8 protein-coding genes and 1 pseudogene are annotated in these 11,133 nt (G+C 73.4%); 4 read left to right on the top strand and 5 right to left on the bottom strand.

From position 1 onward, the window contains the following. The 5 genes and pseudogenes from ACZJYS_RS18660 to ACZJYS_RS18640 form a co-directional block, all read right to left on the bottom strand. A pseudogene (locus ACZJYS_RS18660) lies at positions 1-262 on the bottom strand (Bug family tripartite tricarboxylate transporter substrate binding protein); the annotation flags it as partial. Positions 263-300: 38 nt separating this feature from the next. Then, complete coding sequence (locus ACZJYS_RS18655; RefSeq protein WP_493179897.1) at positions 301-1,263, bottom strand: tripartite tricarboxylate transporter substrate binding protein; 963 nt, start codon at positions 1,261-1,263, stop codon at positions 301-303. Between the two features lie 85 nt (positions 1,264-1,348). After that, complete coding sequence (locus ACZJYS_RS18650; protein WP_493179896.1) at positions 1,349-2,500, bottom strand: 2-methylaconitate cis-trans isomerase PrpF family protein; 1,152 nt, start codon at positions 2,498-2,500, stop codon at positions 1,349-1,351. After that, on the bottom strand, positions 2,497-5,136 hold the full coding sequence (gene acnA, locus ACZJYS_RS18645; protein ID WP_493179895.1) for an aconitate hydratase AcnA: 2,640 nt from the start codon (positions 5,134-5,136) through the stop codon (positions 2,497-2,499). The genes ACZJYS_RS18650 and acnA overlap by 4 nt, the downstream gene beginning before the upstream one ends. Further along, the gene (locus ACZJYS_RS18640; RefSeq protein ID WP_493179894.1) at positions 5,133-5,852 is read right to left on the bottom strand and encodes a GntR family transcriptional regulator; all 720 of its coding nucleotides are present in this window, start codon (positions 5,850-5,852) and stop codon (positions 5,133-5,135) included. Before ACZJYS_RS18640 ends, acnA begins: the two co-directional genes overlap by 4 nt. Before the next feature lie 214 nt (positions 5,853-6,066). Here ACZJYS_RS18640 and ACZJYS_RS18635 point away from each other — a divergent pair, with 214 nt between their 5' ends. The 4 genes from ACZJYS_RS18635 to ACZJYS_RS18620 all read left to right on the top strand — a co-directional run. Next, complete coding sequence (locus tag ACZJYS_RS18635; RefSeq protein ID WP_493179893.1) at positions 6,067-7,434, top strand: ABC transporter substrate-binding protein; 1,368 nt, start codon at positions 6,067-6,069, stop codon at positions 7,432-7,434. 71 nt (positions 7,435-7,505) lie between these two features. Further along, the gene (locus ACZJYS_RS18630; protein ID WP_493179892.1) at positions 7,506-8,678 is read left to right on the top strand and encodes a CaiB/BaiF CoA transferase family protein; all 1,173 of its coding nucleotides are present in this window, start codon (positions 7,506-7,508) and stop codon (positions 8,676-8,678) included. Positions 8,679-8,748: 70 nt separating this feature from the next. After that, positions 8,749-10,392, top strand: coding sequence for an ABC transporter substrate-binding protein (locus ACZJYS_RS18625; protein ID WP_493179891.1), 1,644 nt, complete (start codon positions 8,749-8,751; stop codon positions 10,390-10,392). An 84-nt stretch (positions 10,393-10,476) separates the two neighbouring features. After that, positions 10,477-11,133: TroA family protein (locus ACZJYS_RS18620; RefSeq protein ID WP_493179890.1), on the top strand; the 657-nt coding region annotated here is incomplete at its 3' end.

Raw genomic sequence — 11,133 nt, 5'->3', positions numbered from 1 at the left:
CCGGCGCGGCGCGGGCCACGCTGGCGGTGCCCAGCGCGCCGCTGGCGCCCGGCCTGTTCTCCACCACCACCGCCACGCCGAGCGATTGCTGCAGCGGGGTCTGCAGTAGGCGGCAGATCAGGTCGGCGCTGCCGCCGGGCGGGAAGGGCGCGACGATGCGGATGGGGCCATCCGGCCAGGGGCGCTGCGCCCGCGCCACGGCGGGCGCAGCGAGGGCGAGGCCGGCCGCCAGGGCGGCGCGGCGGCGGAGGAGGGGTTGCATGGCTGTTCCTGTCCCTGTGAGATCGCTCGGCGCGGGCCTCAGGCGAGGCCCATCGCCTTCAGCACGCCCTCGGTGTCCGCCTGGTCCTTGGCGATGAAGGACGAGAAGGCCTCGCCGGTGAGGAAGGCATCGTCCCAGCCGCGCTTGCGCAGCATCTCGCCCCAGGCAGGGGTGGCGTGCAGCGCCTCGGCGAAGGCCACGAGGCGGCGCCGCGCCTCCTCGGCCACGCCGGGGGCGGCGAACAGGCCGCGCCAGTTGGTGGCCGTCACGTCGTAGCCGCTCTCGCGCAGCGTCGGCACCTCGGGGTGCAGGCGGCGCGTGCCGGTGGTGGCCAGCGCCCGCACCCGCCCCGCCGCCACCTGCTCGGAGAACTCGCCCCAGCCGGCGACGGCGGCCTTCACCTGCGCGCCGATCACCGCCGACTGCGTGGCGCCGCCGCCGGGGAAGGAGACGAACTGCGCCTCCAGCGGCTTGCGCCCCAGCGCCTGGAACAGCAGGCCGAGCGCCACATGGTCCACCGTGCCGCCGCCGGCCCCGGCGATCGGGATGCCGCGCGGCTCCTGCCGCAGCGCCTCGGCGAACTGCCGGATGTCGCGGAACTCGCTGCCGGCGGGCACGACGATGACGGCGGCTTCCTCGGTCAGCCGCGCCACAGGCACCACGTCCTTCAGGCTGACCGGCGATTTGCTGGCGATGGCCGAGCCCACCACGCTGGCGCCGCAGACCAGCAGGCTGTCCGCCCGGCCGCGCCGGCTGGTGACGAAGCGGGCCAGCCCCACCGTGCCCGCGCCGCCCGGCAGGTTCTCGAACTGGCAGCGCCCGACGAGCCCGGCCTCGACGCCGACATGCTCGATGGCGCGGCCCAGCCCGTCCCACCCGCCGCCGGGCGCGGCGGGGATGAACAGGGCGAGGCTCTGGATGATCTCGGCGGCGCGGGCACGGGCGCCCAGCCCCAGGAAGGGCAGGGCGGCCGCGGCGGCCAGCAGGGGGCGGCGTTGCATGATGGACGTTTCCTCGTTGGTTCTGGCAGGCACGCGCCCCGTCGCCGGTCTGCCGCCGGCCTGGCGGGGCACGCGGAAATCCGGTTCAGCCGGGGGCGGGGTAGACCACCATCCCCTCCATCAGCCGGCGCGCGGTGCGGTAGACCACCGTCTCCTCGGCCAGCAGCGCACCATCGCGCAGGGACGTGCGCGCCGTCACCGGCAGGATGCCGGAAGGGTGCGCCACGCGCAGATCCTCCGCCGCGTCGCGCGGCCGGGCCAGACGCTGCGCCAGGCTGCCGGGAATGCGCGCCGCCACGGCCAGGCACATGGCGCCGGTGAGCGGCGTGGCCTTGTGCGGCTGCCCGGCAGAGATCATGCGCACCAGGATGTCCATGGCCTCCACCGGCAGGGTGGAGCCATCGGCGGCGGGGGCGTCGCGCGGCGCGGCGAGGAGCGCCACCTGCGGCAGGTTGCGCAGCCGGGTGCGCGCTTCCTCCAGCGTCTCCACCAGCCCCATCGCCAGCGCGGCGGCGGCGCGGACCGCCTCGAAGCGGCCGATATGCTCCGGCGTGGAGAGGGCGGCGGGGCTTTCCGTCCCCTCCAGCCCCAGCGCGGCGGCGGCGACGAACACCACCGGGTTGGCCGCATCCACCAGCGAGGCCTCCAGCGGGCCGAGGTCGGGGATCTCCAGCGTGTCCGTCACCCGCCCGCTGGGCAGCAGGCGCCCCGTGGCGGCGCCGCCCGGATCGGTGAAGGCGAGGCGGATGGGTGCCGCCGTGCCGGCCACGCCCTGCAGGGCGAAATCCCCCTCCAGCCTCGGCATCCCGCCTTCCAGCGGGAAGCGGGCGACGATGATCTTGCCGGTGTTGGTGTTGTGGATACGCACCACCGCCTCGTCGCCCGTGGCCGGCACCAGACCTTCCTCCACCGCGAAGGGGCCGACGGCGGAGGAGATGTTGCCGCAATTGCCGCGATAGCCCACCACCGGCGAGTCCACCTGCACCTGGGCGAAGGTGTAGTCCACATCGGCGTCGGCGCGGCTGGGCGGGCCGATCACCGCGATCTTGGAGAGGGAGGAGATGCCGCCGCCCATGCCGTCGAGTTGCCGCCCGTTCGGGTCCGGGCTGCCGAGGGCGGCGAGGAAGATGGCATCCCACGCGGCGCGTTCGGCCGGCAGGTCGCGGCTGTGGAAGAACAGGGCGCGGCTGGTGCCGCCGCGCATGTAGACGGCCGGCAGCCGGGCCAGGCGCCTCACGCCGCCACCCCCCGCGCCACCAGGGCGCGCAGCATGAAGGGCAGGATGCCCCCCGCCCGCCAGACGCGGCGGTCATAGGCGCTGTCCAGCCGGCAGCGCAGCGGCAGGATTTCCGTCTGTCCGTCGGCCCGGTGCAGCGTGGCGCGCAGCAGGGCGCCGGGCTGTGCCTGCTCGTCCAGCGCCTCGATGCCGAAGCGTTCCGTGCCGTCCAGCCCCAGGCTGCGCCGCGTGGCGCCGCCGGTTAATTCCAGCGGCAGGATGCCCATGCTGACGAGGTTGGAGCGGTGGATGCGCTCGAAGCTCTCGGCGATGACGGCGTGCACGCCGAGCAGCGCCGGCCCCTTCGCCGCCCAGTCGCGCGAGGAGCCGGCGCCGTAGTCGCGCCCCGCCACCACCACCAGCGGCACGCCCTCCTCGCGGTAGCGCAGCGCGGCGTCATAGACGCTCATCACCGTGCCGCTCGGCGCGTGGCGGGTCAGGCCGCCCTCCTGGCCCGGCAGCATCTCGTTGCGGATGCGGATGTTGGCGAAGGCGCCGCGCATCATCACCTCGTGGTTGGCGCGCCGCGCGCCATAGGCGTTGAACTCGCCCGGCGGCACCTGATGCGCCGCCAGGAAGCCGCCCGCCGGAGAACTGGCCGGAATGGCGCTGACCGGCGAGATGTGGTCGGTGGTGATGCCGTCGCCCAGGATCAGCAGCGGCCGCGCGCCGGACAGTTGCGGCGCGGCCTCGGCGGCGGGCAGCCCGTCGAAATAGGGCGGGCGGCGGATATAGGTGCTGCCGGGCGCCCAGGCGAAGCGCGTCTCGCCGGCCACGGGCAGGGCGCGCCATTCGGCATCGGCGGCGAAGAGGCTGGCATATTCGGCGCGGTAGGTCTCGGGCGAGACGGCGCCGCGCAGCACGGCCTCGATCTCCGCCGCCTCCGGCCACAGTTCATGCAGAAATACTGGGCGGCCATCCCGGTCCCGGCCCAGCGGCTCGGTGGTCGGGTCCAGCGTCACCCGGCCGGCCAGGGCATAGGCCACCACCAGCGGCGGCGACATCAGGTAGCCCGCCCGCGCCTGCGGGTGGATGCGCCCCTCGAAGTTGCGGTTGCCGGAGAGCACGGCGCAGGCCACCAGCCCCTTCTCGCGGATGCGTGCCGCCACCTCCTCGGCCAGCGCGCCGGAATTGCCGCCGCAACTGCCGCAGCCGAAGCCGGTGAGGTGGAAGCCCAGCGCGTCGAGATCCCGCTGTAGCCCGCTGCTCTCCAGGTAGCGCGCCACCACGCGGGAGCCGGGGGTGAGCGAGGTCTTCACCCAGGCGGGCACCGTCAGGCCGCGCGCCACGGCGTTGCGGGCCAGCAGCCCGGCACCCACCATCAGCGCGGGGTTGGAGGTGTTGGTGCAGGAGGTGATGGCGGCCAGCACCACCGCGCCATCGCCGAAGCCATCCTCCCAGCCATGCGCCGCCGCGCGCCCCGAGAAATCGGTCAGGCTGGCGGGGAGGGCGGGCAGCGCCACGCGGTCCTGCGGCCGGCGCGGGCCGGCGGCGCAGGGCTCCACCGTGCCGAGGTCGAACTCCACCAGCGTGGCGAAGCGCGGCTCCGGCGCGCCCGGCTCCCGCCACAGGCCCTGGGCCTTGCAGCAGGCCTCCACCAGATCGAGCTGCGCCGCCTCCCGCCCCGTGGCGGCGAGGTAGTCCAGCGTCACCCGGTCCACGGGGAAGAAGCCGCAGGTGGAGCCGTATTCGGGCGCCATGTTGGCCAGCGTCGCGCGGTCGGCCAGGGTGAGCGCGCCATCCAGCGCCGGGCCGGTGAACTCGACGAACTTCTCCACCACGCCGACCGCCCGCAGCCGCTGGGTCAGCGCCAGCACCAGGTCGGTGGCCGTGGTGCCGGCGGGCAGGCGGCCGGTGAGCCGCACCCCCACCACCTCCGGCAGGCGGAACACCAGGGGCTGGCCGAGCATCGCCGCCTCCGCCTCGATGCCGCCCACCCCCCAGCCCAGCACGCCGAGGGCGTTGACCATGGTGGTGTGGCTGTCCGTGCCCACCAGCGTGTCGGGGTAGGCCAGGCTGCGGCCGCCCTCCTCCCGCGTCCAGACCACGCGGGCGAGGTGCTCCAGGTTCACCTGGTGCAGGATGCCGCCGCCCGGCGGCGCCACGCGCAGATTCCCGAAGGCGCCCTGTGCCCAGCGCAGGAAGGCGTAGCGCTCGGCGTTGCGGCGGTACTCGTTGGCGACGTTGCGCGCCATGGCATCCGGCGCGCCGGCATGGTCGACGATCAGCGAGTGGTCCACGATCAGGTCCACCGGGATGCCGGGGTTCACCTGCCGCGGGTCGCCGCCGCGCGCGGCGAAGGCATCGCGCAGCGCGGCGAGGTCGACAAGGCCGGGGATGCCGGTGAAGTCCTGCATCAGCACCCGGGCGGGGCGGAAGGCAATGTCGGCCGGGCGGGCCTCGCCCTCGGCGGCGGCCAGCACGGCGCCGATCTCGGTCTCGGTGACGGTGTCGCCATCCTGGTGGCGCAGCAGGTTCTCCAGCAGCACGCGCAGGCTGAAGGGGAGGGCGCGCAGCCGGTCCTCGCCGACGATGGCCGGCAGGTCGATGATGGCGTGGTCGCGGCCGCCCGCGTGCAGGGTGCGATAGGGGGTCATTCGGCAATGTCCTCGGAGGCGGCGGGGCCCAGGAGCGGCGCCAGGGCCGTGTAGGAGGCGGCGATGTGGCGGCGCATCTGCCACTCGGCCATCTCGGGGTCGCGGTCCTCGATGGCGTCGAGGATGCGGCGGTGCTCGGTGACGGCGCGCCGCCCGCGCCCCGCCACCTTGCGCAGCTGCGAGCGGTAGAGGCGGAGCTGCTGGTAGAGGTCGCCGCAGAGCAGGCCGATCAGCAGCCCGTTGCCCGCGGCGCGGGCGATGGCGACGTGGAAATCCTCGTCCATGCCGCCGAGGGCGTTGGGGGCGTGCTCGCCATCCCCCTCCAGGCTGGCTTCCTGCCGGGCCAGGATGGCGCGCAGCCGGGCGAGGTCCGCCTCGCCCATGGCATGGGCGGCGGCGCGCGCGGCCAGGCCCTCCAGCGCCTCGCGCACGCCGTAGATCTCGCGGAAGGTCGTGGCCGAGAGGCTGACGACGCGGGCGCCGAGCCGGGGCGTCCGCTCCACCAGCCGGCGCTCCTCCAGCCGGTTCAGCGCCTCGCGCAGCGGCCCGCGGCTGACGCCGTACTGGCGCGAGAGCGCCGGCTCGCTGAGCTTGGCACCGAGCGGGATCTCGCCCCGGATGATCGCCTCGCTCAGCCGCTGGAACAGCGCCCGGTCCAAGGCGCCATCGGCGGGAAAGGGCGCATCCGCCAGGTTTGTGTCGACAATTTCCTCCATGATTTGGAAGAAATGCCATGATTCGGCACCGCCTTCCAGAGTTTCCGCGAGGTTTGTCGACAGACATGGTGCCGCGATCCGGGGGCCACCTTCTCGCGGTGCAGGGCCGCGCACCGCCCTCTCCGGCGCCGCCGCGCCGATGGACCGGCGGGCGGATTGATGCCAGTCTGTGGCGGCAGAGCCGTGAAACGGCCGCATCCGGAGGAGACAGTCCATGACGAAACCGCCTGCCCGGACGGAGTCCGCCGAGGGTTCCGCCACCACCCCGTTCTCCCGCCGAGGCGTGCTGCTGGGCGGGCTTGGCATCGGCGGCCTGGCGCTGGCCGGCCGCCCCGCTCATGCCCAGGGCGCCGCGCAGAAGCCGGCGGAGATCAAGCTCGGCATCGCCACCTACCTGTCCGGCCCCGCCAGCGTCTTCGGCGTGCCGGCGCGGCAGGCGGCCGACATGCTGATCGAGGAGCTGAACGCCGCCGGCGGCATCGCCGGGGTGAAGGTGCGGCCGATCTATGTCGATGAGGGGCCGGGCGTCGACCACTTCGTCGGCGAGTACCGCCGGCTGGTGCAGAGCGAAGGCGTGCAGATGATCTTCGCCGGCATCTCCTCGGCGGACTGCCTGGCCTGCGCGCCCCTGGCCGACGAGCTGAAGCGCCCCACCCTGCTGTGGGATTGCGGCACCCAGCGCGTCTTCGAGGATGGCACCTACGGCTATGCGCACCGCCCGCAGGCCAATGCCACGCCGGAGGTGCTGGCGGCGCTGCTCTACCTGCTGAAGGTGAAGCCGGATTTCCGCAGCCTCGCCGTGGTGAACCAGGACTATGCCTGGGGCCGCGATTCCTGGGAGATCTGGCGCACCGCGATGAACGCGCTGAAGCCCGGCGTGCGCGTCTCGGCCGAGCTGTTCCCGCGCTTCGGCGCGACCGACTTCTCGAGCGAGATCACCCGCCTGCTGGCGCTGCGGCCGGATGTCATCTTCTCTACCACCTGGGGCGGCGACCTCGACACCTTCATCCGCCAGGCGGCCGACCGCAGGCTGTTCGAGCGCAGCACCTTCGTGCTGCCGCTGGCGGAATCCTCGCTCGAGCGCGTCGGCAAGGCGCTGCCCGCCGGGCACATCATCGGCGCGCGCGGCGACCACTGGTTCCTGCACCCCTCGCCCAAGGACGCCGACAAGCTGAAGAGCTTCACCGAGAACTACCGCAAGCGCTTCGACAGCTACCCGATCTACTCGACCCACCACATGGCGCAGGCGATCAACGCCATGAAGGCGGGCTATGAGAAGGCGATCGCCGCCAAGGGCGGCCAGTGGCCGACCGACGCGGAGCTGACCGCCGCCTTCCGCGGCCTCACCTTCCCCTCGCTCACCGGGCAGGTGACGATCCGCGAGGACGGGCAGGGGCTGGAGGACCAGCTGATCGGCACCACCCTGCACAGCGACCGCTACCCCTTCCCGGTGATGACCGACATGGTCGTCTTCCCCGCCGCCTCGGTGACGACGCCGGTGGGGCAGAAGAGCACCGAGTGGCTGAAGACCCTGAAGCCCGACATGCTGGAGAAGCTGCCCCAGCCCGTGGCCTTCCGCTGAGGCCAAGGCGCGGGGGCGCCGCCGCGCCCCCGCGCATCCCGACCGCGACAGCAACAGGAACCGTCCCGCTCATGACCGCTCAGACCGCACCCGACCGCGCCACCCCCCGCAAGCCGCTCGAGGGGCTGCTGGTGGTGACGCTGGAACAGGCGGTGGCCGCCCCCTATTGCAGCTCCCGCCTTGCCGATGCCGGGGCGCGGGTGATCAAGATCGAGCGGCCGGAGGGGGATTTCGCGCGCGGCTACGACGCCGCCGTGCACGGGCTGTCGAGCTACTTCGTCTGGCTGAACCGCGGCAAGCAGAGCCTGGTGGCCGACATCAAGGCGCCGGACGACGCGGCGCTGCTGCACCGGGTGCTGGAGCGCGCGGATGTGTTCATCCAGAACCTCGCCCCCGGCGCCGCCGCCCGCGCCGGCTTCGGCTCGGAGGAGTTGCGGCGGCGCTACCCGCGCCTCGTTACGGTGGACATCTCCGGCTACGGCGCCGGGCATGCCTACGCCGGCATGAAGGCCTACGACCTGCTGGTGCAGGCGGAGAGCGGGCTGGCCGCCATCACCGGCCACCCGGCGGGGCCGGGGCGCGTCGGCGTCTCGGTCTGCGACATCGCCTGCGGCATGGCCTCCTACGCGGCGGTGCTGGAGGCGCTGATCGCCCGCTCCCTCACCGGCGAGGGGCGGCGGCTGGAGATCAGCCTGTTCGACGGCATGGCGGACTGGATGAACGTGCCGCTGCTGTATTTCGAGGGCACCGGCCAGGCGCCGAAGCGCGTCGGCCTCGCCCACCCCTCCATCTGCCCCTATGGCGCCTTCGAGACATCCGACGGCTCGCTGGTGCTCTTCTCCATCCAGAACGAGCGCGAGTGGCAGAAATTCTGCACGACGGTGATGCAGGAGCCCGAACTGCCGAAGCAGCCGGGCTATGAGAGCAACAATGCCCGCGTCGCCAACCGCGCGGTGGTGGATGGGCGCGTCGCCTCTATCTTCGCGGGGCTGACCCGCGCCGAGGTGGCGGCGCGGCTGGATGCCGCCGGCACCGCCTATGGCTTCGTCAACGAGGTGGCGGACCTGGTGAGCCACCCGGCGCTGCGCCGGGTGAACGTGGCCACGCCGGGCGGCATGGCCTCCATCGTCGCGCCGCCCGCCATCCATGACGGCGTGGCCAGCCCCGCCTTCGGCCCGGTGCCCGCCATCGGCGAGCACACGGCGGCGATCCAGGCCGAGTTCGCGGTGACGCAGCCGGCCTGAGAGGGCCGCCCGGCACGCGAATTGCTCAAGCCTCCGGCAGAGACCTTTCTCATTCTGCCGGAGCACCGAGATGAGCTTCTCCCGTCGTGGCCTGATGGCGGCTGGCGCCAGCGGCATGATTGGCGGCCTGGGCGGCCTGCCTCTCCCTGGCGCAGGGCGGGCGGCCCTTGCGCAAAGCCCGGGCAGCGGCAAGACGCTGCGCTACGGCATCTCGATGGCCGACATCCCGCAGACCACCGGCCAGCCGGACCGCGGCGCCGGCGCCTACCAGTTCACCGGCCACACCCTCTACGACCCGCTGGTGGCGTGGGAGATGGACGTGGCCGACCGCCCCGGCCGGCTGGTGCCCGGCCTCGCCACGGCCTGGGAGACCGACCCGGCCGACCGCCGCCGCTGGGTCTTCACCCTGCGCCAGGGCGTCACCTTCCACGATGGCAGCGCCTTCGACGCGGATGCCGTCATCTGGAACTTCGAGAAGGTGATGAACCCGCAGGCGCCGCATTTCGACAACCGACAGGCGGCGCAGGTGCGGCCGCGCCTGCCCTCCGTCGCCGCCTGGCGCAAGCTCGGTGACATGACGGTGGAGGTGACCACCAAGGCGGTGGACAGCCTCTTCCCCTACCAGATGCTCTGGTTCCTCATCTCCTCGCCGGCGCAGTACGAGAAGCTGGGGCGGGACTGGCAGAAATTCGCCTTCGAGCCTTCCGGCACCGGCCCGTTCCGCCTCGCCCGCCTGGTGCCGCGCGCCAGCGCCGAGCTGGTGCGCAACGCGCGCTACTGGAACCCGGCGCGCATCCCGAAGGCGGAGCGCGTCATCCTCGTCTGCGCGCCGGACGCGGTGATGCGCACCAACGCGCTGATCAGCGGCGCGGTGGACATGATCGAGACCCCCGCTCCGGACCTCGTGCCCCAGCTCCGGGCGGGCGGCATGCGGATCGTCGAGAACGTCACGCCGCATGTGTGGAACTACCATCTCTCGCAGCTCGAGGGCTCGCCCTGGCGGGATCTGCGGCTGCGCAAGGCGGCCAACCTCGCCATCAACCGCGAGGAGGTGGTGGCGCTGATGAACGGGCTGGCCAAGCCGGCGGTGGGCGTGGTCGATCCCTCCTCCCCCTGGTTCGGCAAGCCCTCCTTCCAGGTGAAGTACGACCCCGACGCCGCCCGCAAGCTGGTGGCCGAGGCCGGCTTCGGCCCGCGCAACCCGCTGAGGACCAAGTTCCTGGTGGCCACCGGCGGCTCCGGTCAGATGCTCTCCATGCCGATCAACGAGTATTGCCAGCAGGCGATGCGCGAGGTGGGGCTGGAGATCGAGCTGGTGCCGGTGGAGCTGGAGGTGCTCTACACCGCCTGGCGCCAGGGTGCCGCCGGGGAGCTGGCGAAGCAGAACGGCGTGACGGCCAACAACGTCGCCTATGTCACCTCCGACCCGCTCTACGCGCTGATCCGCTTCTTCCACAGCAGGCAGGCCGCGCCCACCGGCGTGAACTGGAGCCACTACAACAACCCCGAGGTGGACCGGCTGATCGACGAGGCGGTGGCCAGCTTCGACACCGAGGCGCAGGACCGGCTGATGGCCCAGGTGCACCAGCGCGTGGTGGACGAGGCGCTGCTGGTCTTCGTGGTGCACGACACCAACCCGCACGCCATGAGCGGCAAGGTGGCCGGCTACACCCAGGCGCAGCACTGGTTCCAGGACCTGACGACGCTGGGCTGAGGCAGCGGCGGCGAGGGGCCGGCCCCTTGAGGGCGGGCGCCCGCGCTGCTAGGGGCGGCCACACCGCGAGGAGGCCGCCCGACCATGCTCCACCGCCGCAGCATCCTGGCCCTGCCGCTGGCAACCGCCCCTCTGGCAACCGCCACCCTGGCCCGCCCGGCGCTCGCGCAGGCCGGCTGGCCACGCAGCGTCACCGACATGGTGGGGCGCGGCGTGACCGTGACGCGCCCGCCGCGCCGCGTGGTGGCCGCCGAGAGCGCCGTGCTGCTGAACCTGTCGCTGATCCACCCCGACCCGGTGCCGCTGCTGGTGGGCATGGGCGGCGACCTGCGGCGCATCGACCCCGGCGCGATGGCGGCCCTCGCCGCCCGCTTCCCCGGGCTGGACGCCGTGCCGGAGCTGACCCGGCAGGTGGGCGAGGACCTGCCGCTGGAGCGGCTGATCGCCCTGGCGCCGGACCTGGTGCTGATGGCCGCCTGGCAGCACCGCCGCCCCGGCACCGCGGAGGCGCTGCGCACGCTGGAGCGGGCCGGCATCCTCGTGGTGTTCATCGACTTCTTCATCAATCCGCTCAGCCGCGCCCTGCCCTCGCTGCGATTGCTGGCCGAGGTGCTGGACCGGCGCGAGGCCGCCGCCGCCTATGCCGCCTTCTACACGGCGCGGCTGGAGGCGGTGCGCCGCGCCGTGGCCGGCCGGCCCGGCCCCGCCGTGCTGCTGCAGGCCTTCCCCGGCCGCTGGCCC

The sequence above is a fragment of the Roseomonas sp. TS2 genome, assembly GCF_058833935.1.
The sequence above is the reverse complement of the archived record's forward strand: the minus strand, read 5'-3'. Positions and strand labels throughout refer to the sequence as shown.